Source organism: Nocardia sp. NPDC003482, from assembly GCF_053588115.1.
The window spans coordinates 22,064-45,598 of sequence record NZ_JBSFPI010000015.1 but is presented as its reverse complement, the minus strand read 5'-3'; the positions used below and the strand labels follow the sequence as shown (position 1 = coordinate 45,598).

The 23,535-nt window shown below is 67.9% G+C and carries 24 protein-coding genes and 1 pseudogene; 12 read left to right on the top strand and 13 right to left on the bottom strand.

The window, feature by feature from the left end; all coding sequences use genetic code 11:
• Positions 1 to 6: 6 nt before the first annotated feature.
• Entirely contained in the window at positions 7 to 747 is a 741-nt protein-coding gene (locus ACWDSJ_RS23485) for a 2OG-Fe dioxygenase family protein (RefSeq protein WP_387356074.1), read from the bottom strand.
• A 341-nt stretch (positions 748 to 1,088) separates the two neighbouring features.
• On the opposite strand from ACWDSJ_RS23485, the gene ACWDSJ_RS23480 reads away from it, so the two are divergent.
• The gene (locus ACWDSJ_RS23480) at positions 1,089 to 2,192 is read left to right on the top strand and encodes a hypothetical protein (RefSeq protein ID WP_450034249.1); all 1,104 of its coding nucleotides are present in this window, start codon (positions 1,089 to 1,091) and stop codon (positions 2,190 to 2,192) included.
• A 128-nt stretch (positions 2,193 to 2,320) separates the two neighbouring features.
• Here ACWDSJ_RS23480 and ACWDSJ_RS23475 read toward each other — a convergent pair whose 3' ends face one another.
• Positions 2,321 to 3,055: an SDR family oxidoreductase gene (locus ACWDSJ_RS23475; protein ID WP_387356070.1), complete on the bottom strand. Its 735-nt coding sequence runs from the start codon at positions 3,053 to 3,055 to the stop codon at positions 2,321 to 2,323.
• Positions 3,052 to 3,648, bottom strand: coding sequence for a TetR/AcrR family transcriptional regulator (locus tag ACWDSJ_RS23470; protein WP_450034247.1), 597 nt, complete (start codon positions 3,646 to 3,648; stop codon positions 3,052 to 3,054). The genes ACWDSJ_RS23475 and ACWDSJ_RS23470 overlap by 4 nt, the downstream gene beginning before the upstream one ends.
• A 153-nt stretch (positions 3,649 to 3,801) precedes the next feature.
• Here ACWDSJ_RS23470 and ACWDSJ_RS23465 point away from each other — a divergent pair.
• From ACWDSJ_RS23465 to ACWDSJ_RS23455, 3 genes and pseudogenes are all read left to right on the top strand, one after another.
• Positions 3,802 to 5,514, top strand: a pseudogene (locus tag ACWDSJ_RS23465) (MFS transporter); the annotation flags it as partial.
• Positions 5,515 to 5,544: 30 nt separating this feature from the next.
• Positions 5,545 to 6,501 carry an MSCRAMM family protein gene (locus ACWDSJ_RS23460; RefSeq protein ID WP_450034407.1) on the top strand — a complete coding sequence of 319 codons (957 nt, stop codon included), beginning with the start codon at positions 5,545 to 5,547 and terminating at the stop codon, positions 6,499 to 6,501.
• Between the two features lie 55 nt (positions 6,502 to 6,556).
• Positions 6,557 to 7,552, top strand: a complete 996-nt coding sequence (locus ACWDSJ_RS23455) for a MarR family winged helix-turn-helix transcriptional regulator (RefSeq protein ID WP_450034245.1) — start codon at positions 6,557 to 6,559, stop codon at positions 7,550 to 7,552.
• Between the two features lie 2 nt (positions 7,553 to 7,554).
• Here the strand turns inward: ACWDSJ_RS23455 and ACWDSJ_RS23450 are convergent, their stop codons facing one another.
• Positions 7,555 to 8,382, bottom strand: coding sequence for an alpha/beta fold hydrolase (locus tag ACWDSJ_RS23450; protein WP_450034244.1), 828 nt, complete (start codon positions 8,380 to 8,382; stop codon positions 7,555 to 7,557).
• Between the two features lie 426 nt (positions 8,383 to 8,808).
• Here ACWDSJ_RS23450 and ACWDSJ_RS23445 point away from each other — a divergent pair, with 426 nt between their 5' ends.
• Positions 8,809 to 9,672, top strand: a complete 864-nt coding sequence (locus ACWDSJ_RS23445; protein ID WP_450034243.1) for a helix-turn-helix domain-containing protein — start codon at positions 8,809 to 8,811, stop codon at positions 9,670 to 9,672.
• Here the strand turns inward: ACWDSJ_RS23445 and ACWDSJ_RS23440 are convergent, their stop codons facing one another.
• Both ACWDSJ_RS23440 and ACWDSJ_RS23435 read right to left on the bottom strand, forming a co-directional pair.
• Positions 9,673 to 10,482 carry an ABC transporter permease gene (locus ACWDSJ_RS23440; RefSeq protein ID WP_450034242.1) on the bottom strand — a complete coding sequence of 270 codons (810 nt, stop codon included), beginning with the start codon at positions 10,480 to 10,482 and terminating at the stop codon, positions 9,673 to 9,675.
• On the bottom strand, positions 10,479 to 11,282 hold the full coding sequence (locus ACWDSJ_RS23435) for an ABC transporter permease (RefSeq protein WP_450034240.1): 804 nt from the start codon (positions 11,280 to 11,282) through the stop codon (positions 10,479 to 10,481). The genes ACWDSJ_RS23440 and ACWDSJ_RS23435 overlap by 4 nt, the downstream gene beginning before the upstream one ends.
• 131 nt (positions 11,283 to 11,413) lie before the next feature.
• Between ACWDSJ_RS23435 and ACWDSJ_RS23430 the strand changes: the two genes are divergently transcribed.
• A complete protein-coding gene (locus tag ACWDSJ_RS23430; RefSeq protein WP_387356056.1) occupies positions 11,414 to 11,935 on the top strand; it encodes a peroxynitrite isomerase in 522 nt (173 codons plus the stop codon).
• 359 nt (positions 11,936 to 12,294) lie between these two features.
• Here ACWDSJ_RS23430 and ACWDSJ_RS23425 read toward each other — a convergent pair whose 3' ends face one another.
• The 3 genes from ACWDSJ_RS23425 to ispG all read right to left on the bottom strand — a co-directional run bounded on the left by ACWDSJ_RS23425 (position 12,295) and on the right by ispG (position 16,231).
• The gene (locus ACWDSJ_RS23425) at positions 12,295 to 14,052 is read right to left on the bottom strand and encodes a penicillin-binding transpeptidase domain-containing protein (protein ID WP_450034406.1); all 1,758 of its coding nucleotides are present in this window, start codon (positions 14,050 to 14,052) and stop codon (positions 12,295 to 12,297) included.
• A 127-nt stretch (positions 14,053 to 14,179) separates the two neighbouring features.
• Positions 14,180 to 15,043 (bottom strand): GNAT family N-acetyltransferase, encoded by an 864-nt coding sequence (locus ACWDSJ_RS23420; protein ID WP_387356055.1) that lies wholly within the window; start codon positions 15,041 to 15,043, stop codon positions 14,180 to 14,182.
• Positions 15,044 to 15,097: 54 nt separating this feature from the next.
• On the bottom strand, positions 15,098 to 16,231 hold the full coding sequence (ispG, locus tag ACWDSJ_RS23415; protein WP_387356971.1) for a flavodoxin-dependent (E)-4-hydroxy-3-methylbut-2-enyl-diphosphate synthase: 1,134 nt from the start codon (positions 16,229 to 16,231) through the stop codon (positions 15,098 to 15,100).
• 204 nt (positions 16,232 to 16,435) lie between these two features.
• Here ispG and ACWDSJ_RS23410 point away from each other — a divergent pair, with 204 nt between their 5' ends.
• The 4 genes from ACWDSJ_RS23410 to ACWDSJ_RS23395 are packed head-to-tail and all read left to right on the top strand — an operon-like array spanning position 16,436 to position 19,481.
• Entirely contained in the window at positions 16,436 to 16,993 is a 558-nt protein-coding gene (locus ACWDSJ_RS23410) for a DUF3558 domain-containing protein (protein ID WP_450034238.1), read from the top strand.
• A gap of 10 nt (positions 16,994 to 17,003) precedes the next feature.
• The gene (locus ACWDSJ_RS23405; protein WP_450034237.1) at positions 17,004 to 17,384 is read left to right on the top strand and encodes a hypothetical protein; all 381 of its coding nucleotides are present in this window, start codon (positions 17,004 to 17,006) and stop codon (positions 17,382 to 17,384) included.
• Positions 17,381 to 18,718, top strand: a complete 1,338-nt coding sequence (locus ACWDSJ_RS23400; RefSeq protein ID WP_450034236.1) for a hypothetical protein — start codon at positions 17,381 to 17,383, stop codon at positions 18,716 to 18,718. The genes ACWDSJ_RS23405 and ACWDSJ_RS23400 overlap by 4 nt, the downstream gene beginning before the upstream one ends.
• Entirely contained in the window at positions 18,711 to 19,481 is a 771-nt protein-coding gene (locus tag ACWDSJ_RS23395) for an ESX secretion-associated protein EspG (protein WP_450034234.1), read from the top strand. Before ACWDSJ_RS23400 ends, ACWDSJ_RS23395 begins: the two co-directional genes overlap by 8 nt.
• A 6-nt stretch (positions 19,482 to 19,487) precedes the next feature.
• Here the strand turns inward: ACWDSJ_RS23395 and ACWDSJ_RS23390 are convergent, their stop codons facing one another.
• Positions 19,488 to 20,015 (bottom strand): hypothetical protein, encoded by a 528-nt coding sequence (locus tag ACWDSJ_RS23390; RefSeq protein ID WP_387356050.1) that lies wholly within the window; start codon positions 20,013 to 20,015, stop codon positions 19,488 to 19,490.
• Positions 20,016 to 20,208: 193 nt separating this feature from the next.
• Between ACWDSJ_RS23390 and ACWDSJ_RS23385 the strand changes: the two genes are divergently transcribed.
• The gene (locus ACWDSJ_RS23385) at positions 20,209 to 20,877 is read left to right on the top strand and encodes an endonuclease V (RefSeq protein ID WP_450034232.1); all 669 of its coding nucleotides are present in this window, start codon (positions 20,209 to 20,211) and stop codon (positions 20,875 to 20,877) included.
• Positions 20,878 to 20,879: 2 nt separating this feature from the next.
• On the opposite strand, the gene ACWDSJ_RS23380 is transcribed toward ACWDSJ_RS23385, so the two are convergent.
• Complete coding sequence (locus tag ACWDSJ_RS23380; protein WP_450034230.1) at positions 20,880 to 21,725, bottom strand: LLM class F420-dependent oxidoreductase; 846 nt, start codon at positions 21,723 to 21,725, stop codon at positions 20,880 to 20,882.
• 54 nt (positions 21,726 to 21,779) lie between these two features.
• Here ACWDSJ_RS23380 and ACWDSJ_RS23375 point away from each other — a divergent pair, with 54 nt between their 5' ends.
• Positions 21,780 to 22,163, top strand: coding sequence for a MerR family transcriptional regulator (locus tag ACWDSJ_RS23375; RefSeq protein ID WP_387356969.1), 384 nt, complete (start codon positions 21,780 to 21,782; stop codon positions 22,161 to 22,163).
• A 45-nt stretch (positions 22,164 to 22,208) separates the two neighbouring features.
• Here the strand turns inward: ACWDSJ_RS23375 and ACWDSJ_RS23370 are convergent, their stop codons facing one another.
• Complete coding sequence (locus ACWDSJ_RS23370; RefSeq protein ID WP_450034403.1) at positions 22,209 to 22,391, bottom strand: DUF397 domain-containing protein; 183 nt, start codon at positions 22,389 to 22,391, stop codon at positions 22,209 to 22,211.
• A gap of 20 nt (positions 22,392 to 22,411) precedes the next feature.
• The gene (locus tag ACWDSJ_RS23365) at positions 22,412 to 23,293 is read right to left on the bottom strand and encodes a helix-turn-helix domain-containing protein (RefSeq protein WP_450034228.1); all 882 of its coding nucleotides are present in this window, start codon (positions 23,291 to 23,293) and stop codon (positions 22,412 to 22,414) included.
• Between the last annotated feature and the right edge of the window lie 242 nt (positions 23,294 to 23,535).

Here is a 23,535-nt window from a genome sequence, read left to right as displayed (position 1 = left end):
AACCCCTCAGAGCCGCGCGGGCAGGGCGGAGTAGTTGACCACCAGCACATCCCGGTGCGCGGGCTTGGTCTTGTCGATCGCCTCGATCGGGGTGACGGCGTGGTAGGTGCGCTGATCGTCGTTGAGCAGCAGTTCCCCGGCCTGTTCCAGGGTGACCGTGCGCAGCCGGTTGCCGTTCTCGTCGTAGGTGGAGCTCTCGCCGCCGGTGATGTTGAGCCGGTCCAACAGCAGCGAGCCGACGAAGGTGACGCCGTCGCGGTGGCGGCCCTCGGGCGCGGGCTTGCCCATCTGCTCGCCCGCGATGATGCGCACCGGGTGCAGTTTGATCAGCCAGCGGCGGGTGCCGTCGACGGTGGTGAAGATGCGGCCGAGGGTGATCAGCGCCGACCGCAGCAGCGGATCGCCGGTGAACGCGTCGGTGAGCGGCTCGTAGACGCGGTCGACGCCGCCGTTGAGTCGGTTGTAGTACTTCTCCTGCCGGTACGGCTCGTGCGGAAGCTGGATCAGCTCACCGGATTCGGGGTCCAGCTCGAACTGCCCGTAGCGGCGGTAGCGGTAGGTGCCACCGTCGGCCATGAACGTGTCGAGGAGCAGATCCTCCCAGTTGGCGGCCAGCCGGGCCCAGTCGTCGGGCCCGGCGTCCAGCAGGTTCGAGAGGGTTTCGGCGCTGATCAGGCACTCACCGACGTCGGTGAGTGCTCCGACGATCTCGTGGGCCTTCTCGTCGAGAACGATGCTGCCTGGCATTCGCGGTCCTTTCACGGTGTGGCCGGGTCTTCATCGTGACCGGATCCCGTGGCGGGCCGTGGGCAGCGATTGGACACCGCCTCGCGGCGGACGGCGCAGGTCGCGGCCGTGGACGGTCACGACGCACGAATCGGCTACGGGGTGGGCCGCCGGGGACGGGTCGCGGGCGGCCTCGCGCGGGCCGAACTCCGCCGTCAATCCGGTTCGCCGCCGGTCCCATCCGCTCGACCTGGGAAATCACCCGCGCACGCGCTGCCTTCGGATGTTCGGACGCTGACGTGTCCACTACGCAGAATCGCCATGCGACCGAACCGAATTCGTGACGACGTTGGGATACTCGTATGACGATCACGACCCCCGCACCGGGACCGGCCCTCGAGCAGCAGCCGGTCGGCCCGGTGTGTTCCTACAACGAGTGGGACCCGCTGGAAGAGGTGATCGTCGGCATCGTCGACGACGCCACCTTCCCGCCGTTCCACGACTGCCTGCCGCCGGTGCTGCCCAGCGGTCAGGTCGAGATTTTCCGCGCCCAGGCGGGTCGGCCGTTCCCGGCCGAGCGCATCGCCGCGGCGCGACGCGAACTCGACGAGTTCGCGCGCATCCTGACCGCGGAGGGCGTGAAAGTCCGCCGCCCCGAACCGATTCCGCAGACCACCGAGTTCCGCACGCTGCACTGGGCGAGTACCGGCCTGTACGCGGCGATGCCGCGCGACGCGCTGCTGGTGGTGGGCACCGACATCATCGAGTGCCCGATGGCGTGGCGGTCGCGGTACTACGAGTCGCTGGCCTACCGGCCGCTGCTCAAGGAGTACTTCCACGGCGGCGCGAAGTGGAGCGCCGGTCCCAAACCGGAGCTCACCGACGAGCTCTACGACCACGAGTGGACCGATCCCGGCGACGGCGAAACCCGTTTGGTGATCACCGAATTCGAGCCGACCTTCGACGCCGCCGATTTCACCCGCTGCGGCCGCGACATCATCGGCCAGATGAGCAATGTGACCAACGCCTTCGGCATCGAATGGCTCCAGCGTCATCTCGGCGACGACTACCGGGTGCACGTGTTCGAGTTCGCCGACACGCATCCGATGCACATCGACGCGACCCTGGTCCCGCTCGCCCCCGGCAAACTCCTGATCAATCCCGAACGGGTGCCGAAGGTTCCGCACCTGTTCAAGGACTGGGATGTGCTGCACGCGCCGCGGCCGATCATCCCCGACGCGCATCCGCTGTACATGACCAGCAAGTGGATCAACATGAACATCCTCATGCTGGACGAGCAGCGAGTGATGGTGGAACGCCAGGACGAGCCCATGATCGAGGCCCTGAAGAATTTCGGGTTCACCCCGATCCTGTGCAACTTCCGCAATTTCAACAGCTTCGGCGGCTCGTTCCACTGCGCGACCCTCGACGTTCGCCGGCGAGGGACATTGCAGTCCTATTTCTGACGGCGCTCGCGTCCCGACGCGGCGGCGGGCGTGCGGCAGGGGTACGTCCGCCACTCGCCCGCCGGGCGGCGGCGACCGGACGTGGCGAATCGTGAAGTGGCGCAGGGGCACCGGGGCCCCGAGCGCGGTCAGCCCGCGGTCATACCACCGTCGACGAGGTACTCGGCGCCGGTGCAGTAGCTGGATTCCGTGCTGGCCAGGAAGACGACGAGGCTCGAGACCTCTTCGGGGAGGCCGAGGCGGGCGCGGGGGTCCGCGTCGCGGTCGGCGGTGCTACCCGCGGGGGCGCCGATCATGGGAGTGAGGATGCCACCGGGATGGACGGAATTGACGCGGACGCCGTGCGGTGCCAGTTCGAGGGCCGCGGATTTGGTGAGTCCGCGCAGGCCGAATTTGGAGGCGGTGTAGGCGTGCATGCCGGCGACGCCCTGGATGCCCGCGGCGGAGGAGATGTTGACGACCGAAGCGGGGCGGGCGGCGACGAGGGCGTCGCGGGCGGCGGTCAGGCCGAGGAAGGGGCCGGTGAGGTTGATGGCCAGGACGCGTTGCCATTGCCGCTCGGTGTACGCGCCGAGCGGGCCGCCGTCGAGGACGCCGGCGTTGTTGACCAGAACGTCGAGTTTGCCGAAGCGCCGGACGGTTTCGGCGACGGCGGCCGCCCAGTCCGCCGCGCGGGTGACGTCCAGATGGACGTAGGCCGCAGCGTCGCCGAGGTCGGCGACGAGGCGCGCACCGGCGTCGTCGGCGATGTCGCCGAGTACGACGGCGGCGCCCTCGGCGACGAAGGCCCGGGCGTGCGCGGCGCCCATGCCGGAGGCGCCCCCGCTGATCAGGGCCACGCGTCCGGCCAACCGTGCGGTCATTGTCGTTGTCCTCCTGGATCATTCGGTGGTGCCGGCGCGGTCAGACCGGCCACCACGAAATCGCGCAGCGCGGCCACCGCCGACGCCGACATCTCCCGCCCCTCGCAGCCGCCCCCGCCGAACCGCAGGATGATCAGATCGAAGGCCAAGGCCCAGCGGCGACGGCTCTCCCGCGCGCTCACCTCGGGCAGCAGGCCGACCCACGCGTCCATCCGGAACCACGGCCGCCGCCACAGATCCACCCGTTGTCCGAGCGCGAATCGGGCCAGCAGACGCAGATGCAATCGGCCCACCGGGTCCTCGGCCAGTCCGCTGAACGGCGCGAGCACTTGCTCGACCACCGCGGCCACCGGCCCGCCCGCCGCGGTCACGCTCGCCAGCCGCTCGGCCCACAGCGGGGCGAGCCGCTCCTCGAGCAGCGCCACCACCAACTCGTCCTTGGACCCGAAGTGATAGTGCACCGCGGCCGGATTCGCCTCCGCCGCAACGCAGATCGCCCGCACGGAGACCGCGTCGTAGGGCTCGGTCAGCAGCAACCGCTCCGCCGCCGCGAGCAACCGCTCGCGGGTGCCCACCGAGACGTCACCTGCCACGGCAGAAAGTAGAACAGGTTTCAAGAGGGTTTTCAATCAGTGATTGAATCACCGGGCGTTCCACGCGTCACAGACCCCCGGGTTTATTTAGTTAGCCCTTGCAACTATATTAACTGGAGGCCCTATCCACTTGCCGTCGATGAGGGAGTTACCTTGGCTACCGCTCGATCCGCCGATGAGGTGGACGTCTCCGACGTTCGGACCATCGGCCGCCGGCTCCGCGTCGACCGCGATCACCCGCACTACAAGTGGGTGGCGTTGTCGAACACGACGCTCGGCATGCTCATGGTCACCATCAACTCGTCGATCGTCATCATCTCGTTGCCGGCGATCTTCCGCGGTGTGCACCTCGATCCGCTCTCCCCCGGCAATGTCAGCTATCTGCTGTGGCTGCTCATGGGGTTCCTGCTCACCTCCGCCGTGCTGGTGGTGATGTTCGGGCGACTCGGCGACATGTTCGGACGGGTGCGCATCTACAACGCGGGGTTCGTGGTCTTCACGCTCTCGGCGATCGCGTTGTCGTTCGATCCGTTCGACCTGGGAGGTGGTGCCCTCTGGCTGATCGTCTGGCGCGTGGTCCAAGGTGTCGGCGGCGCCATGCTCATGGCGAATTCGGCGGCGATCCTGACCGACGCGTTCCCGGCCAGTCAGCGCGGTATCGCGCTGGGCATCAATCAGGTTGCGGCCGTGGCCGGTTCGTTCCTGGGTCTGCTCATCGGCGGTCTGCTCGCCGAATGGGACTGGAAGGCCGTGTTCTGGGTGAGCGTGCCGTTCGGCATCGTCGGGACCGTCTGGTCCTACCGCTCGCTGCACGACAACGGGGTGCGTACCCCGGGGTCACTGGATCTGCCGGGCACGATCACCTTCGCGCTCGGCCTGACCGCGCTGCTGACCGGCATCACCTATGGCATTCAGCCGCACGGTGATTCGAAGACCGGCTGGACCAATCCGTGGGTGCTGGCCGCGGTCATCGGCGGCATCGCCCTGCTGGTGATCTTCTGCGTGATCGAGGCCAAGACGCGTCAGCCCATGTTCAATCTGGGGCTGTTCCGCAATCGGACGTTCGCGCTCGGCAACTTCGCGGGGCTGATGGCCTCGGTCGGCCGCGGCGGTATGCAGTTCATGCTGATCATCTGGTTGCAGGGCATCTGGCTGCCGCTGCACGGCTACGACTACGAGTCGACGCCGCTGTGGGCCGGTATCTACATGCTGCCGCTGACCATCGGATTCCTTGTGGCGGGACCGCTTTCGGGCTGGTTGAGCGACAAGTACGGCGGCCGGAAGTTCGCGGCGGGCGGCCTGTTCGTCTCGGCCGTGACGTTCGTGCTGCTGGTGATCATCCCGGTGGACTTCAACTACTGGCTGTTCGCGCTGGTCATCCTGCTCAATGGGCTCGGTACGGGCGTCTTCACCTCGCCCAATACGGCCGAGGTCATGTCCGCGGTCCCGGCCTCGCAGCGCGGCGTGGCCTCGGGTATGCGGTCGACGCTGATGAACGGCGGTATGGCGCTGTCGATCGGCATCTTCTTCTCGCTGATGATCGTCGGTCTGTCCGGCACGCTGCCCGGCGCGATGAACTCCGGGCTGCGCGAGCAGGGCGTTCCCGCCGACGTGGCCTCGCAGATCGCCGATCTGCCGCCGGTGGGCAGCCTGTTCGCGACCTTCCTGGGCTACAACCCGTTCAAGGAATTGCTCGGTCCCAGCGGCACTTTGGACAAGCCGGGCGTGCATGCCGATGTGCTGACCGGGCAGGAGTTCTTCCCGCATCTGATCTCCGGGCCGTTCCACTCCGGTCTGATCGCGGTGTTCCTGACGGCCGCGGTGATGATGCTGCTGGGTTCGATCGCGTCGTGGTTCGCGCGCGGCGACAACTACGTCGAGCACGAGACCGCCGAGGTGGCCGAGGCCGCCCGCGAGGGACTCCTGACCGACGGCGACGCCACCGCGGCGTTGGCCGCCGACAACGGCTCGAACGGCCGTCACGCCGTCGCGACCGCGGTCCGGCCCGCACCGGTGCGGGCGCCGCTCGCGGACGGGCGCACGATCAGCGGTCGCGTGCGGCGGGCCGACGGCCATCCGGTGGCCGGTGTGGCGCTGACGCTCATCGATCAACGGGGACATCAGGTTTCGCGTGCCTCCGGTGATCGGGACGGCGGCTATGTCATCGAGCCGCCCGCGCCCGGGAGTTACGTGCTCATCGTGTCGGCGGGCGGACATCAGCCCGCGGCGGTCACCGTCGGCATCGATGGGCAGCCGCAGCGGTTGGATGTCACCCTGCAAGGTTCGGGCGAGCTGACCGGGCGGGTGCTGTCGGCCAAGGGACGGCCCGTCGCGGGTGCCACGGTCACGCTGACCGATATGCGCGGGGAGGTCGTCGGTGCGGCGGTCTCCGATGGCGACGGGAGTTACGTCTGCCCGGGCGTGGTCTCGGGGACCTACACCCTGGTCGTCATCGCCGAGCGCATGCGGCCGACCGCGACCATGCTCACCGTCCCCGACAGCGGGGTGCTCGAGCACGACATCGAGCTGGCGCCGCTGGCGATGCTGACCGGTTCGATCCGCGCCGACGGGCGGCCGGTGCCCGATGCCCAGGTCACCGTCCGCGATGAGGGCGGCACGGTCCTGGGGACCGCGCGGACCGACGACGAGGGCCGATACACGGTGACCGATCTGCCCGAGGGCGATTACACGGTGATCGCGCGGGGCTATCCGCCGGTGACGACCCGGGTGGCCGTCAACGGCGGCGCGGTCGAGCACGATGTGCACCTCGGGTTCGACCAGCCGTCCAACGGCACGAACGGGCACGCCGTCGAACGGGACCACTCGGTGCGCAGCGGGTTCCGCGCCGAATGAGCCGTGCGTGTTTCCGCACATGGATCGCCACCCCGGCACCAAAGGTGTTGCCGGGGTGAGTGAGTCGCTGGTCGGGGTCGCCACCAGAGGTGCTGATGGAGTGAATCGGTCGCTGGTCGGGGTCGCCACCAGAGGTGCTGATGGAGTGAATCGGTCGCTGGTCGAGACCGCCACCAGAAGTGCTGACGGCGTGAACGAGACGCCGGACGACACCGCTACCGAAAGCGCCCCCGGGGAGAATGAGTCGCTGGACAGAGTCTCCACCAAGAGAGCTACCGGAGTGAGCGAGACGCTCGACGGGGCCACGACCAAAAGAGCGACCGGGGTGAGCGAGACACTGGACGAGGCCACCACAAGAGCCCCCGGTGGGAACGAGACGCTCGACGGGGCCACCACCAAAAACGCCCTCGGAGTGCGCGAGACGCCGGACGAGACCGCCACCGAAAGCGCTGCAGGGGTGCGCGAGACGCTACACGGGGCCGCCACCAAAAGCCCTGCCGGAGTGAGCGAAACGCTGGACGGGTCTACCACCGAAGGTGTCTCCCAAGTGAGCGAGACGTTGGACGAGGCCACGGTCCCCGGAGTGGGCGAGACGCCGAACGAGACCGTCACCAAAAGTGTTGCAGGAGTGAATGAGTCGCTGGTTGAGGCGGCGGAGGCGTTGGTTGCGCTTGATCGGGTGGTGCGGTTGTTGCGGCGGAGTGGGGATGCGGGGGCGCTCGGGCATGGGGCTACCTCGGCGTTGGGGACTTTGGTGACCGGGGGGCCGATGCGGCTCGGGGATCTTGCTGCCGCCGAGCACGTGACGGCGCCGACTATGTCGCGGATTGTGTCCGGGCTGGCGAAGCTCGGGTACGTGCGTCGTGCGGCCGATCCCGGTGATGGGCGGGCTCAGGTGCTCACGGCGACCGAGGAGGCGTTCGCACTGGTGAACGGGTATACCTCAGCTCGGGTTCGGCAGTTCGCTTCGGTGTTGGACGAGCTCGGTGCCGACGAGCGCGCGGCCCTCGTCGGCACCCTCGCGGAAATCATTGCGCGGCTGGAGATCTGAGCTCAGTCCCGCAGGAACGTCAGCAGGTCCCCGTTGAAGCGCTCCTTGTCGCCGGGCACCAGGGCGATGCCGTGGGAGCCGGCCTCGTAGACGGTCAATGTGGCGTCGGGAATGATGTGGGCGGCCCGGCGGGCGGTGGCCTCGAGCGGGACGACCTGGTCGTCGTCGCCGTGGACGATCAGGGTGGGGATGTCGAACTTCTTCAGGTCGTCGGTAAAGTCGGTGTAGGCGAAGGCGTCCACGCATTTGACCCCGGCCTGGATGGATTCGTGCATGGCCATGAACCAGAAGGCGTCGCGGTTGCCCTGGGTGGCCTTGGTGCCGGGGCGGTTGGCGGAGAAGAAGCCCTCGGAGGTGTCGTGCCAGAACTGCGAGCGCTCGGCGAGGATGCCCTCCTTGATCTGGGTGAACACCTCGTCGGGGACGCCCTCCGGATTGTCGTCGCGGCGGACCATGAGCGGCGGGATCGCCGAGAGCAGCACCGCGGAGCGGATCCGGTCGGTGCCGTGGCGGCCGATGTAGCGGGCCAGTTCGCCGCCGCCCATCGAGTGCGCGACCAGGGTGACGTCGCGGAGGTCGAGCGAGGTCAGCAGGTCGTTCAGATCGTCGGCGAAGGTGTCGAAGTCGTAGCCGTCCCACGGCTGGGCCGAGCGGCCGTGGCCGCGGCGGTCGTGGGCGATGCCGCGGTAGCCCGCGTCGGCGACGCATTTCATCTGGTCGTCCCAGGCGTCGGCGTTGAGCGGCCAGCCGTGGATGAACACCACCGGGCGGCCGGACCCCCAATCCTTGTAGTAGATGTCGACTCCGTCGCGCGTGGAACACACCGGCATGCAGATCGCCTCCTTCGGACGGTACGGCCCGCCGACCGGTGCGGTTCCCGGCCGTGGCAACGAGACGCCCAGACCCGACAGTAACCGTGAAATCTCCAGATGGGAGCACAGAAAGGTCACGATGGCTACCCGCAGGCAACGGACATTCCCGAAAGATGGGGCATATCAGCCCAATCGGTGAATTCCCGCAGGTCGCCGCCGTGTTCGCCGGGTGCGCTGTATGCTCTCGCCCCATGACCCGACTTCCGTTGCGCTCGTGGGGAGCTCGCGATGGTACGTCGAGGCTGACGCGCTCGTGGGGAGTTCACGGTGGTACGTCGAGGCTGACGCGCTCGTGGGGAGTTCACGACGGTACGTCGAGGCTCGACGCGCACGGGGTGCTCTCGATGACGCGGGCGCACGGGGCGACCGGGAGGAGTTCGCGCTATGGCGGGTAAGCGCACGGTGTTGACCGTTCGGTTGCGGCGGTTGGCGGCGCTGTTGTTCGAGATGCGGGAGCACGCGGGGCTGAGCAAGGAAGTGGTCAGCGCGCGGACCGGGATCAATGTGACCACGTTGTATCGGATCGAGACGGCGCAGGCGCGGCCGCAGCGGCGGACGTTGATGGCGATGCTGGATCTGTACGGCGTGGAGGATCCGGCGCGGACGGACGCGTTGCAGTTGTTGTCGGACGCGCAGAAGCCCGGGATGTCGCGGCCGTTCGAGGCGGCCGTGTCGGAGGTGTACGCGGCCTATATCAACTTCGAGACCGAGGCGCTGTCGGCGCGGCTGTTCCAGACATCGTTCATTCCGGGGCTGTTGCAGACCGAGCGCTACGCGTGGGCGGTGCTGGACACGGCCATGCCCAAGGTGGAGACGTCGGTCATCGAGCAGCGGTTGCGTGCCCGCGTGGAGCGTTCGAAAGTGCTGGTGCGTGACGGCAATCCGCTGGAGTTGTGGGTGGTGCTGGACGAGGCCGCGATCCGGCGCGTGGTGGGCGGGCCGGATGTCATGCGCGAACAGCTGCTGCGGCTCGCCGAGGAGTCCGATAAGCGCAATGTGATTTTGCAGGTGTTGCCGTTCGGCGCGGGCGCGCATCCGGCGATGGTCGGTTCGTTCGTGGTGCTCGACTTCCCCGATCCCGCCGATCCGGAGTTGGTCTACGTCGAGGGCATCGCGGGCGACGATATCGTGGAGGGCCACAACGAGATTCGCCGCTTCGGGGTCATGTTCGACCAGCTGCGCGCGATGGCGCTCAGCCCGCGCGACTCCGCGGAGATGATCACCGAGGTCGCGCACGGGATGAAGTGATCAGCGGCGGCTGGCGCGCCGATAGCCGAGGAACGCCGGACCCGCGAATACGACGATCGCGCCGAGCGACCAGGTCAGCGTTGCGAGCAGGGGGTCGCGCACCGGGCCGCCCAGTGACAGTCCACGCATGGCGTCGATGGCGTGGCTCATCGGCTGATGGGCCACGATCGGCTTCGCCCATGCCGGGTAGGCGGTGAGCGGCACGAAACCGGTCGAAAAGAACATCAGCAGCGAGGAGCCCAGCGAGATCGCCTCCACCAGAGCGGATTTGGCGGAGTACACGGCGACGGCCGTCACCAGCGTCGCGAAGCCGATGCCGTACACCACCGGCACGCACACCAGCGCGACCGCGGCCGGAAACCCTTGCCGGAAGCGGAAACCCAGCAGCATGCCCACGCCGAACAGCACCAGCGTGCAGACCAGGATGCGCACTCCCTCGGCGAGCACCCGCGCCGCCGGGCCCGCGGCCCGATGCACGGGCAGCACCCACATCCGGGCCAGCAGCCCGGCGTCGCGTTCGCGGCCGAGGGTGATCGCCCCGGCCAGGGAGCCGGACATCGCCGACACCAGCGTCACCATCGGCACCGAGCCATAGAGCGCGCTCACCCCGGAGAACGCCGAGATCTGCCGTCCCAACACGGTATTGAGCACGATCAGCAGGCCCGCCGGGAACACCAGGGACTGCGCCATCGTCAGCGGGTCGCGCCGCCAGCGGATCAGCAACCGCCGCGTCTCGAGGATCGTCTGCGGCAGCGCGTGCCGCCAGGACTCGGTGCGCGTGCGCACCACGGGCAGGTCGACGGCCGTCATCGCTGCCTCCGGAGGGCCACCAGCACCGCGGCCGCGCCGAAGACCACCAGCCCCGCCATCGTCCACGCGAGCCCCGGCCCGACCACACCCCAGCTCACCGCGCCCGCCCGGCCCGAACGGTCCCCGGCGAGCGCGCGCAGGGCGAACACGAACTGCGAGACCGGCTGATCGCGCGCGAAACCCTGGATCCAGTGCGGGAATTGGTTCGCGGGCGCGAATCCGGTGGACACCATGCCGAGGATCAGCTGCGGCAGCACCAGGGCCTGACTGGTCGCCTCCGGACTCTTCGACAGCGTGCCCAGCAGATCGCCGAGCACGCTCAGCATCACCCCGACCAGCATGGCGAATCCGAGGAAACCGGCTGTGTGCCACCAGCTTCCGTAGAACCGGAAGCCGATGACGTGCCCGCACAGCAGGGCCGTCACCAGCGACAGCGCGATGCGGTAAGCGGTCGCGGCGGTGCGCGCGAGCAGCGGGGTCACCGACGGCATCGGCATGGTCGCGAACCGCGCGTCCAGGCCGTCGCGGGCGTCGTTGGCGGCCCGGACCGCGGCGGCCGTCGCGCAGAACGACACGGCCTGCATCACGATCATCGGCATGAGGAACTGCGCGTAGCTGCTCAGGCCGAATCCGATGAAGGTCATCACCCGGTTCAGCGGTACGTAGAAGCCCAGCGTGAACACGGTCGGGGCGAGGATCGCCGTGATCACCTCGCCGTTGCGCACCGACGGCCGGATCAGGCGCAGCGCGAGCACCCAGCCTTGTGCGAGCGCGTGCCGCCGGGGCACTTCGATCGTCACGGTCACCTCCCTGTCCGATATCTCAACAGACACATCGCGAGAACCGCCGGATATGCAGCCCGTCAAGTCCCCCTGCCCGGAATGCGGGCGCTCGGCGCGTCGCCGACGCACCCCGGGCCCGACCGCCCACTATGCTGTCCGCCGTGCTCGAAGCCCAACCCCCCGTCGCGCCCCACCCCGATATCGCTCATCTCGCCCCCCTGCTGGGCACGTGGCGCGGCTCCGGGCACGGCGAGTACCCGACCATCGAATCGTTCGACTACCACGAGGAAATCCACTTCGGGCACGTCGGGCGTCCCTTCCTCACCTACCGGCAACGCACGCGGCACGCCGGGGACGGCCGCTCGCTGCACGCCGAGACCGGCTACCTGCGCTGCGCGGGACCCGATCGCATCGAACTGATCCTGGCGCATCCGACCGGGATCACCGAGATCTGCGAGGGCACCCTCGACGTCGCGAACGGCGGGCTGCGCATGGAGCTGGGCTCCACGCATCTCGGGTGCAGCGCGACCGCGAAACTGGTTACCGCACTGGGCCGTTCGATCCACCTGTCGGGAGACACGATCGACTACACGCTGCGGATGGCGGCCGTCGGCCAGCCCGAGCAGCATCATCTGGCGGCGAGCCTGCGGCGCAGCGAACAGGACCGCTGAACCCGCCGGACATGCCCGGAATGTCCACCTGGAAAGATTAGGGGTTGAATCCTTCCGCGCCCGGGGACTACCGTTTTCCACGTCGGCGAACAGTCGGCGAATCGTTTCGTTCGAGCCTTCGATCTCACTCACCCACAAGGGAGAAGACCATGAAGCGTTCGACATTGGCCCTCTTGACCGTGGGCATGATCCTGGCCGGCGCCGGCGTCGTCGAGTTGATCGGAGACCCCTCCTCCGCGGAGATGTCCGGCCCTGTACCCCAATCTCATTCGGCGGCCGCCGACGGGACGCGTTCATCCCGATGATCGGCGGCTGTCCGCGCGGGCGGCCGGGTGTCTTCGGGCACCCGGCCGTTTTCGTCAGGCCGTACCCGGCGGCAGGGCCGCCAGCATGTCGCGCGTGACCGCCACCGCGTTGTCGGAGCTCCCGCCGCGCACGACCAGCGTCGCCCAGGCCAGATCGCCGCGATAGCCGATGAACCACGAGTGCGACCCGCCGTCCACCTCGGCCTCCCCGGTCTTGCCGTAGACCTCGCCCTGATCGGCGATCCGTTCGGCGGTGCCGCCCGTGACGACCTTGCGCATCATCGAGCGCAGCCCGTCCACCACGGTCGGCGGCAGGGCGGGCCGCTCCCCGTTCACGGTCGTCGGATGATTGGCAATCAGATACGGCGTCGGCGCCGAGCCGTGCGCGACCGTCGCGGCGACCAGGGCCATGCCGAACGGGCTGACCAGCACCTTGCCCTGGCCGATGCCGTTCTCGGTGCGCAGGACGAGTTCGTCGGCGGCGGGCACCGAACCCGACACCGTGGTCAGCCCGGCGATGGTGTAGTCCGGGCCCACGCCGAGCCGGGCGGCGGCGTCGGTGAGCGCATCCGGTTTCAGGCGGCTGGCCAGCTCGGCGAAGGCGGTGTTGCAGGACCGCTCGTACGCCTGGGACATCGGGGCGTCGCCGATGGTGAAGAGGTTGTAGTTGGGGATGGTGCGGTCGCCGATGACGATCGTGCTCGGGCAGGGCAGCACGGTGTCGGGGGTGGCGACCCCGGCGGTCATCGCGGCGGCGGCGGTCACGGTCTTGAAGATCGAGCCGGGCGGGTAGAGGCCGGAGGTGGCGACCGGGCCGTCGGCGTCGGCGGCCTTGTTCTGGGCGATGGCGAGCAACGCGCCCGTGGAGGGTTGCAGCACGACCATGACGGTTTGTTCGGCGCGACCGTCGACGGCCTTCTGCGCGGCGTTCTGCACCGTGCGGTCGATGCTCAGCGAGAACGACGGGGCCGGTTGCGGCGCAACCTCTTTCAGCACGTCGGTGTCCACGCCGTTGGCGTTGACGGTGACCACGTTCCAGCCCGCCTTGCCGTCGACCTCGTCGATGACCGTCTTGCGGATGTGGGACATGAGATCGGGGGCGAAGGCGCGGTCGCTGGCGACGAGATCCCACTGTCGCTCCTCGCGGACGCCCGGCTGGTTCAGCAGGTCGGGGTTCAGTTGCTCGAACTCCCAATCCGTCAGGGCGGCAACGGGATTGGCGTGCGCGGGATCGAGGAGGGCCTCGGGGGTGAGTTTGTGGTCGAAGCGGATGAGCGCCTCCGACAGCTGCGCGGCGAGCCCGGCGGGGTCGGAGGCGGCCGCGGGGGTGAACGAGATCTCGTGTCGCACACCGGGAACCAGGACGTCGCTGCCCGCCCGCTCGTTCACCCGGGCGCGGGGGGCGGGCAGGGCGCGCAGTTCCATGGTCTGGGTGTTGCCGAGTTTGGGGTGGATCTCCGCGGCGGTCCAGCGCACCTGCCAGCGGCCCTCGCTGCGGCCCATCTGCAATTGGCCGGTGTAGGTCCAGGTTCGGTTCTTCGGCAGTCGCCACTCGTAGGTGTAGTCCACGGTCGCGGTGTCGCCGTTCACCTGCGCCGCCCCCACATGGCCGGTCATCTGTTCGGCCTGCAACTTCTCCCACGCCGAACCCAGTGCGGCCCCGGCCTTCTCGGGCTGGTTGGTGACTTCCGCGGCGGCCCGCACGTCCTTGCGGGCGAACGCCCCGACGAAGGTCTCCGCCACGGGCAGCGGACCCGAGGGCGTCACCGAACAGCCGCCGAGCCCGACGACCAGCGCGATCGCGGTCGGCACGGCGAGACATGCGCCGAGGAGCGATTCCCCTACCCTGGCGGGGCGGCTCTCCCCCGTCCGCGTGGCTCGATCTGGCACGCGCAAATGGTAGTCAGTGCGGTGGGGGCGGGACCGGGCGACACTCGGCTCAGTCGACCAGAACGGTGGCGAAGGTCGCGACCTGGCGGAAACCGACCTTGGCGTAGGCGCGGCGGGCGGCGTCGTTGAAGGAGTTGACGTAGAGGCTGGCCGTGCGGCCCGAGGCGACAACGGTATTCGCGACAGCGGCCGTGCCCGACGAGCCGAGGCCGTGGCCGCGCCACTCGGGATGCACCCAGACGCCCTGGATCTGGCCGGTGCGGCGGGACTGCGCGCCGACCTCGGCCTTGTACACGACCTGACCGTCCTCGAAACGTGCCCAGGCGCGGCCGGATTGGATGAGGCTCGACACCCGGCGGCGATAGCCGCGACCGCCGTCTCCGGCGCGTGGGTCGACGCCGATCTCCTCGGTGAACATCGCGACGGCGGCGACCAGGTAGCGGTCCAGCTCGTCGGGGCGCACGCGGCGGACCTTCGGGTCGGCGGGCGCGAGGGCGGGTCCCTCGAGCGCGAGCAGCGGTTGCTCGGCGCGCAGTTCGCGGGCCGGACCCCACTGATCGGCGAGCATCTCCCACAGCGGCAGCGCGAGTTCCTGGCGGCCGACCACCGACGAGCACAGCCGGGGCCAGCGCACCGCGCGCTCGGCGAACGCCTTCAGATCGTCGGCGCCGCCGCGCAGCGGAACCAGATTCGCGCCGGAGAAGCACAGCGACGCCGACGGGCCGCCGCGACTCCACAGCTCGCCGTAGCCGCCGCGCGCGTCCAATCCGTACTCCTGCAGCCGCGCGGCGACCATGCAGCTGGCCACCGGGTCGCTGTCGAGGATTCGCAGCACCTGGGGCAGATCGCGACTCGCAAGCTGACGGGCTCCGGAACCGCGGGTCCGGCGGCTCGGCTCCAGCACACTCCGCACGTTCACAGCCTGCCACGAAGAAGGCGAACGTGCTGGTTTTTGGTCGGCTGCGGTCTACCCGACCGTGACGACCGGTTCACCGGTTCCCGCGTCGTCGTTCATTCCCTCGGCCAAGCGCAGTGCCTCCTCGATGAGGGTTTCCACGATCAGGTGCTCGGGCACGGTCTTGATGACCTCGCCCTTGACGAAGATCTGGCCCTTGCCGTTGCCGGAGGCCACGCCGAGGTCGGCCTCGCGGGCCTCGCCCGGACCGTTGACCACACAGCCCATGACCGCGACCCGCAGCGGCACCTCCATACCCTCGAGTCCGGCGGTGACCTCGTTGGCGAGGGTGTACACGTCGACCTGGGCGCGGCCGCACGACGGGCAGGACACGATCTCGAGCTTGCGCGGGCGCAGGTTCAGCGATTGCAGGATCTGGTTGCCGACCTTGACCTCTTCGACCGGCGGCGCGGACAGCGAGACCCGGATGGTATCGCCGATGCCCTCGCTCAGCAGCGCGCCGAACGCGACGGCCGATTTGATCGTGCCCTGGAAGGCGGGACCGGCCTCGGTGACGCCCAGGTGCAGCGGGTAGTCGCAGCGCGCGGCGAGCTGCCGGTACGCCTCGACCATGACGACGGGGTCGTTGTGCTTGACCGAGATCTTGATGTCGCCGAAGCCGTGCTCCTCGAACAGGCTCGCCTCCCACAGCGCGGACTCCACCAGCGCCTCGGGGGTGGCCTTGCCGTACTTCTCCATCATCCGCTTGTCCAGCGAACCGGCGTTGACGCCGATGCGGATGGGGGTGTTCGCCGCCGCGGCCGCCTGCGCGACCTCCTTGACGCGGCCGTCGAATTCCTTGATGTTGCCCGGATTGACCCGCACCGCAGCACATCCCGCGTCGATCGCGGCGAAGATGTAGCGCGGCTGGAAGTGAATGTCGGCGATCACCGGAATCGGCGATTTGGTCACGATCGCGGCCAGCGCGTCGGCGTCCTCCTGCCGTGGGCACGCCACCCGCACGATGTCGCAGCCCGACGCGGTCAGCTCCGCGATCTGCTGGAGGGTCGAATTCACATCGTGGGTCCGAGTCGTGGTCATCGACTGCACCGACACCGGGAAGTCGCTCCCGACCCCGACCTTGCCCACCATCAACTGACGTGTCTTGCGCCGAGGTGCGAGGACCGCCGCCGGCGCGGACGGCATCCCCAATGCAATGGCACTCACGTTCGGCTGCCTACTTTCGCTTTCGTCTGCGTGCTGCCTGTTCGTTGCCGAGTCTAGTGGGGGGTGGGGAGGGCGCGGCGTGTGAGTGGGGCGACACGGGAACCTGGTGTGGGCGGGGTGCGTCCAAGGTGGTGGGCGGTAATGTGCTGGCGGACGGTGGGGTTCTCGGGAAGGGGACGCGTTATGGCGGGGCGTTGGGTGGTCTCGGGGCTGGTTGTGGGGGCGTTGGTGCTGGTGGGAGGGTGTCAGGATGATTCATCCGGGCAGGGCACTCCGACGAACGGGACCAGCTCGGCCGCTACGACGACGGACAGGGCCGCGAGCCTGTGGGACCCGTGCACGCTACCGGAGTCGGCGCTCACCGGGACCGGTCTCGATCCAGCCACCAAGGAATCGGGAGTTCTCGGAAATCAATTCCCCGGGTCCAAGACGTGCGGCTGGCGCTCCGACGCCAAGTGGTACGACCTCACGATCTACTCAACCGACAAATCCCTCCAGGACATCCGAAACCGAACGGACTTCGAGGGCCTCACTCCGACCAAGGTGGGCTCCCTCGACGCAGTCCAGTTCTCGTGGAAGGACGATCCGGACCGGCTGTACTGCTTCCTGGCGGTTGGTCTCCGCCAGGGCAGTGTCACCTACGAGGCGCAGACTCGTTATTCGGTAGGCAAGCAGGGGGACCCATGCGTCGAGGTTCGGCATCACGCGGAGAACCTGGTCAAGTATTTACCCGGAAGTTGAGGAGGGGATCGTGATAGAGGGGGTTGATCCCGCCGCTTGGCGAAACCTGCTGGGACAGGCCAACTCTGGAAAGCTGACGCTCGATCCGGAGATCGGTAAGGGTCTCGACAAGGTCTGCGACGACTACCTGGATCGCCTGGACGCGCTCGCTCGCGCCGCGGACCGCTTTCGCTTCCTGGGAGGTTTCGGCACGTTCCAGTCGGGCGTGGATCTGGAGAAGAAGTTCAAAACGAAAGCCTTCGGTAGCGACAAGTCACTCGTCGCGATTCTGCAACAGCACATCGACGTGGTGAAGACCGCCAAAGAGGTTGTGGCCAAGGCTGTCTCGAACTTCGTCGAGCAGGACCAGCAGAACGCCGACCAGTATCGTCGGACGGATGGCGCGTCATGAGTTCGTACGACGACTACCAGCGCCGCATCATCGCCGCTCAGGAACAATGGAACCAGGAGCGGGAACGAATCTATGGCGAGACACGAACGTTCGACTCCACCTTCCAGGGGGACTTCGATCCGACCGTGATCAATTATTGCGAGATCTACGAGGGTCTTTCACTGGAGGAGATGCGCAAGCGAGTCAGCGAGATGCGGCCGGACGAAGTGCGTGCCCTGTCAGACGGCTGGCGTGATATCGGGTGGAATTTGATGGCCGCGTCTAATGCGTTCAACAGCAGCTTCGCCCGCACGGTCAGCGGAGATGGTGCGCATACCGGCTGGACGGGCGAAGCCGCTACGGCCGCCACGACGGCGGTCAACAACTACACCACTCAGTCACACGACCTCGTATCGGCCGCTCAGGTCATCGGGCTGAAACTGGCCGAGGCCCACACCGGACTCGAACAGACCCAAGCCCTGTTCCCCGGCATCACCGAACGTCCCGATGTGCGCACGAAGACCCTCCCCAAAGACGGCGTCATGAAGACGGACGACTACAACAACGAGGAGCAGACCGAGGAAGCCCGCCGAATTCTTCGCACGGTCTACGGCCAGGTAGTCGTACAGACCGATAAAGGCGTCCCAGTCCTCCCGACACCACCCAAGATCGCCGATGGCCCCGTCGTTCCCGGCACCGATTTCGTCGGCCCCGGCAATTCGGGTGGCGGTGGGGGCAATGACAGCGGTGGGGGCAATGGCGGAACCGGTGGTGGGACCGGCAATGACGGTGGTCCGGCGTCCGGGGGTGGTGGCGGTCCCGAGGAATCGAAGGATCAAGGTGGCGGGACGGCCGGGGGTGGGTCGGAGCAAGGGACTCAGCCTGCGAGTACTGCGCCGAGTTCTGTCGGGTCGGAGTCGGCGACGCCCGGAAGCACCACAGACTCTCGGGGCGGAACCAGTACCAGCCCAGCCGGTTTGAGTGGGCCGTCCTCGGGCGGTGGGTCCGGCGGGACGAGTGGAGGTGGGTTCGGGCGGATCGGGTCCGGGCCGGGAGGTCGGGGTGGTGGGTCAGGAGGTGGCGGTGGGACAGCCGCTAACGCCCCTGGGCGCAGCATTCCCGGTGGGCCGCAGGGGACCAATGTCACGCCTGCGGCGGCTCGGGCGGGGATTGCGGGGCAGCAGGGTATGGGGATTCCGGGGATGGGGGCGCCGGGGGCGCATGGGAAGGAGGAGGATGAGCGGGAGAAGGGGACGCCGGATTATTTGATCACGAAGGAGCATGGGGAGGAGTTGATCGGGGAGTATCGGAGGGCTGTGCCTCCGGTGATCGGTGGGGATTACGACAGTGCTTAGTTGGCGGTTCAGTGGGCAGGAGTTCGAAATCCTTTGGGCCGCTTATGGGCGGGATCGGTTGCCGTATCCGTTGCGGTTTCGGCCCGAGGATGTGGAGTTCGAGGAGTTGAAGCGGCGGCGGGAGGAGGCCGTGGCGGGGTTGCTGGGGAAGTACAGCGAGGAGTTGCCGCGGGCGATCGGGGCGTTGCTCGAACCCGAGGTGCGGGTGGAGATGAAGGGGTTCACCGGTGCGGGGCTGTCGGAGGTGATTCGGTTCCACGGGGTGTTGCGCGGCGGCGAGGGTGCTTCGTTGACTCAGTTGCCCGGTCCCAGCGAGGACATCGGTTCGGATGTCGTTGTGACATACGGGGATTCGGCGCACGTCCCACAGCGGGCCGTGGCCGCTCTGCCGCCGCGCGGGCCCGGGGCGAAGCCGCCGCTCGAGGTCCGGCGCGAGGAGATCGCCGCCGACCGCGACCGCCCGATCGCCGTGTCGCACAGCGCGATCGAGCGCCTGAACGGCGTCTTCAAGCGCGAACGCCTCGGCATCGGCGAGGTCACCGTCCTCGCGGGCGGCGCCGTCGACTCCCGCCCGACCCCGGGCCGCTCCTTCTGGTGGATGGACTACGAGGACGGCCGCTACTACGTGAAGACCGGCGACCCCATCATCGCCAAACCTCTTGACGCGCAGCGCATGTCGGCCGAGATCCACCGCCTCGCCACGCTCACCCAGCGCTATTACGCCGAGGACCGCGAGCACGAGGAGTACCTGCGCTCGCGGTGAGGCGCGTCAGGGCACCCGGACCTCCGCCGGGACCGTCCAGCCCTGGCGGCAGGTGGAGTGGCCGTCGCAGCCTTCGACCGTCACCAGATGAATGCCCGGACCGGCGGAACGGCTGGTCGAGCCGCCCAGTCCGCCCGGGGTGTTGTTCTGGCTGCCGTCGACGCTCACGATGAAGCGATCGTAGGAGAACGGGGTCGACGGGCCCCATTCGACGTAGACGCCGCCTCCGTTGCCGGTGACCACCGCGACGGTCATCTCGCCGCCTTGATGGGGCGACCAGACGATGTCGCCGTGTTCGAACACCTGATGCCTGCTCTCCTGGCGGAGCGCTTCGCCCATGCCCGGCGGGAAGCCGGGCGGAATGTGGTCGGGCACAAGCTCGCCCGTGATCGGGCAGCCCAGTTCGCCATCGGCCGCGTCGAGCAGGTACCAGCGGGTCGCGATCAGATTGGTCGGCTCGAACGGGCAGTGGCGTCTCGTGGGGTGTCCGGGTGTGGCGAGGCCGGTCGCGGCCGGGACGGTCAGTATCGTCACGACGGCTGCCAAGACGCCCACGACGCGGTGAATCAGTTTGCGCGACAAGAGAATTACCCCCAGATCCATGCATGGGACCACTGCGTGCGAGTCGCGTTGGTCGCCGGTGAAGTAGTCAGCTTCCCTGACTTAGATTGTCAGATAGCCTGACCGATCTGTCAACATGGGCCGAGCAGCCCGGTACCGTGCGGGAATGCGACTCGCACGGGAAGTGGAGCTGCCGACGGACATCGACGCGGCTGTGGCGGTGCAGGATCGGTTGCGCGGGCTGGTCGAGGTTCGCCGCGGCCCGCAGCGGTTCCGTACCGTGGCCGGACTCGACTCGGCGTACGACGAGGATGGGAATGCGGTTGCGGCCGTGGTCGTCTTGGACGCCGAGACGTTCGAGGTCGTCGATACGGCCACGGCGCGGGGGCGGGTCGAGTTTCCCTATGTACCGGGGTTGTTGGCGTTCCGGGAGTTGCCGGTCACCGTCGCGGCGCTCGAAAAGCTCGATAGCACACCGGATCTGCTGATCTGCGACGGGCAGGGTGTCGCGCATCCGCGGCGGTTCGGGCTGGCCTGTCATGTCGGTGTGCTGACGGGGCTGCCGACCGTCGGGGTCGCCAAAACCGTGTGGGGTGAGTACACCGAGCCCGGGGCGGAGCGGGGCGCGACCGGTGATGTCGTTGTCGGGAACGAGGTGGTCGGGCGGGCGTTGCGGACGCGGGCGGGGGTGAAGCCCGTGTTCGTGTCGGTTGGGCATCGGATCGACCTGGACACCGCCTGCGCGGCGGTGCTCGGGTTGACTCCTCGGTATCGGCAGCCGGAGACCACGCGGCGCGCGGATCGGTTGTGCCGGGAATTGTTGCGGCAGGGGTGATTTCAGCGATGCGAGGCCGTGATCTCGGCTAGGCGGTCCAGTTCGCGCAGGGTTTCCGTGGGTGGCAGGACCGGGACGATGCCCAGGAGTACGCGGTGAATGTCCAACTCCGCCAGGCGTTTCAGGTCGTCGGGGCGAGGGTCGAACAGGGTCGCGATCACGGGGACGGGTGGGTGGCCTTCGCGGGCGGCCAGCTCCCGCAGTTGGTCGATGCCCTTTTCGAGCTCGTCCAGGGGGATGCCGACGGGGGCCAGCCAGCCGGTGGCGTGGTCGAGGATGCGGGTGTGGGTGGTGGGGCCCCAGCCGCCGAGCCAGATCGGCGGGTGCGGGTCTTGTACGGGTTTGGGCCAAGAATAGAGGGGGTCGAAATCGACGCAATCGCCGTGGAATTCGGCCTTCTCCTGAGTCCAGATGGCGGTCATGGCGAGGAGGCGTTCGCGTTGCAGGGCGAGCCGGGTGCGGGGGTCGGTGCCGTGGTTGCGAATCTCCTCGCGGAGCCAGCCCGCGCCGACGCCCAGTTCGAAACGGCCGCCGGAGGCGCGGTCCAGGCTCGCGACCTCCTTGGCGAGGATGATCGGATCGCGTTGCACCACAAGGGCGACCCCGGTACCGAGCCGCAGACGGGTGGTCGCGGCGGCGGCGAAGGACAGGCTCACGAAGGGGTCGAGATTGCGGTAGTAGTCGTGCGGAATGTCGCCGCCGCCGGGGTTGGGCGTCCGGACGGTGACAGGGATGTGGGTGTGTTCGGCGACGAAGAGGGATTCGAAGCCGCGCTCCTCGACCGCCCGGCCCAACTCGGCCGGGCCGAGGCTCTCGTCCGTGACGCCGGTGAAGATTCCGATACGCATGGCGGCTACGGTAAACATTGACATCAGCGTCAAGGTCAAGAGCGCGAGGTGAGGATGCGAATCGGCGAGTTGGCGGAACGCACCGGCAGTAGCACGCGCACGCTGCGGTACTACGAGCAGCAGGGTCTGCTGACGGCCGCGCGGAAGGGCAACGGCTACCGCAGTTTCGACGAGAGCGCGGTCGGCACGGTGCTGCGCATCCGAGCGCTGCTCGCGGCCGGATTGACCACCGAGGTCATTCGCCGCGTGCTGCCGTGCACGCGCGATGCCGTGCCCCGGATCGATCCGTGCGCCGAGGTGGTGGGGATTCTGCGGTCGGAGATCGATCGGGTGGACGCGGTAGCGGCGGATCTGCGGCGGTCGCGGGAGCTGTTGGCTTCGATCCTGGTGGATTCGGGGGTGGCGGTACGGGAAGAGAGCGAGTTGGGTACGGCGTAGTCGCGAGGACGACTACGCCGTAGCCTCAATCACGCTGCCGGTCAGTCAGTTTGGGCCGAGACGTCCATCGCTGACAGCCGCGGTGAACGCATCCCACTCGCCGGGCAGGAACATGAGCGCGGGACCGGAGGGGTCCTTCGAATCACGGACGCCGACCATGCCCCCGTCGAGGTGAGCGACCTCGACACACTCTCCGTTCGGTTGACTTCGACTCGACGTGAACCACATTGCCCTCGATAGATCACTGGTCACTCGTAGCACTCCCTCAAGACCGCCTGTATCAAGTCCCGGCTTGCAGCCTCGTCCAACGCTACTCGCCGGGCTCGGCCAAGGGCTTCCTCGTAGGGGTCGAGGTGGTCTTTCGTCTCGAGGTAGAGAGCCCCGGTGAACCCTTCGACGAAGACCACTGGCTGCTCTATCAACTTGGTGAAGGGCAGCGGCCCGAATTCGAGCAATACAAACGAACTGGCAATCCCGACGATGGGATCGGTTGCCGCGAGCGGAACGATCCTGATCAAGACATTCGGTCGCTCACCCTCGGCCAAGAGATGGCGCAGCTGATCGCCCATCACCCCCGGACCGCCGGTCTGCTGACGGAGGAGCCATTCGGGAATTATCGTCTCGTACCGGAATTTTGGATCCTCGAGCCGTTCTTGACGAATCGAGAGGAGCGCAACTCGTCGAGCCACTTCTTCCGGCGTCCACGTCGGATGGCCGGACCACGCGAGCTGTCGTCGATATGCTTCGGTCTGAAGCAATCCGGGCAGCAGCCCGATCTGGAGAGTGGTTACGCGGCGAGCGTTCTGCTCCAGGCTCAGATAATGATCGAAGTTGACTTGCGCACCGTCGATATACGCACGCCACCACTTCCCAGCCGACGCCCGCTCCCTCCGCACCTCCTCCCCCAGCGCCAACAGCAACCGCCGCTCGTCGTCGCTCACCCGCAGCTTGTCGCAGAGGGCGTTGATCATCATGTTGGTGGGGTTGTGCTTCACCCCGTCTTCCAATCGTCCATATGTCTGCGGCGATGTCTCGGCGGCCTTCGCGGCCGAGTTCTTCGAAACGTCCGCTCGCTCACGGAACTTCTGCAGCTGTCGGCCGAGTGCACGGCTGGCAAGAGTCGAACCCATCGTTAGCCTCGCTATTCAATCGTCTGCCTGAATGGGGAAGGGCCCGCGTGGAACCAGGGCCCGATCGCGCCGAAAGAACTTGTGAGAACTACCACCCCGCTCGGGGAAAGAGTAACACTGAAGGCCCGCCGAGAACGGGAACACCACTCCGCCACAACAACTTTCGCGAAACCAGGACAGAACTGGGGGAACTTTGCTGCTCATGAATCCATTGCCCACCAAGAACCAACTGCTACACGCGT

Excerpts from the sequence above, each read along its gene's own strand:
- ACWDSJ_RS23485 (WP_387356074.1), bottom strand. The coding sequence starts at position 747 with ATGCCAGGCAGCATCGTTCTCGACGAGAAGGCCCACGAGATCGTCGGA.
- ACWDSJ_RS23480 (WP_450034249.1), top strand. The coding sequence starts at position 1,089 with ATGACGATCACGACCCCCGCACCGGGACCGGCCCTCGAGCAGCAGCCG.
- ACWDSJ_RS23475 (WP_387356070.1), bottom strand. The coding sequence starts at position 3,055 with ATGACCGCACGGTTGGCCGGACGCGTGGCCCTGATCAGCGGGGGCGCC.
- ACWDSJ_RS23450 (WP_450034244.1), bottom strand. The coding sequence starts at position 8,382 with ATGCCGGTGTGTTCCACGCGCGACGGAGTCGACATCTACTACAAGGAT.
- ACWDSJ_RS23445 (WP_450034243.1), top strand. The coding sequence starts at position 8,809 with ATGGCGGGTAAGCGCACGGTGTTGACCGTTCGGTTGCGGCGGTTGGCG.
- ACWDSJ_RS23440 (WP_450034242.1), bottom strand. The coding sequence starts at position 10,482 with ATGACGGCCGTCGACCTGCCCGTGGTGCGCACGCGCACCGAGTCCTGG.
- ACWDSJ_RS23430 (WP_387356056.1), top strand. The coding sequence starts at position 11,414 with ATGCTGTCCGCCGTGCTCGAAGCCCAACCCCCCGTCGCGCCCCACCCC.
- ispG (WP_387356971.1), bottom strand. The coding sequence starts at position 16,231 with ATGCCGTCCGCGCCGGCGGCGGTCCTCGCACCTCGGCGCAAGACACGT.
- ACWDSJ_RS23410 (WP_450034238.1), top strand. The coding sequence starts at position 16,436 with ATGGCGGGGCGTTGGGTGGTCTCGGGGCTGGTTGTGGGGGCGTTGGTG.
- ACWDSJ_RS23400 (WP_450034236.1), top strand. The coding sequence starts at position 17,381 with ATGAGTTCGTACGACGACTACCAGCGCCGCATCATCGCCGCTCAGGAA.
- ACWDSJ_RS23385 (WP_450034232.1), top strand. The coding sequence starts at position 20,209 with ATGCGACTCGCACGGGAAGTGGAGCTGCCGACGGACATCGACGCGGCT.
- ACWDSJ_RS23380 (WP_450034230.1), bottom strand. The coding sequence starts at position 21,725 with ATGCGTATCGGAATCTTCACCGGCGTCACGGACGAGAGCCTCGGCCCG.
- ACWDSJ_RS23375 (WP_387356969.1), top strand. The coding sequence starts at position 21,780 with ATGCGAATCGGCGAGTTGGCGGAACGCACCGGCAGTAGCACGCGCACG.
- ACWDSJ_RS23370 (WP_450034403.1), bottom strand. The coding sequence starts at position 22,391 with ATGTGGTTCACGTCGAGTCGAAGTCAACCGAACGGAGAGTGTGTCGAG.
- ACWDSJ_RS23365 (WP_450034228.1), bottom strand. The coding sequence starts at position 23,293 with ATGGGTTCGACTCTTGCCAGCCGTGCACTCGGCCGACAGCTGCAGAAG.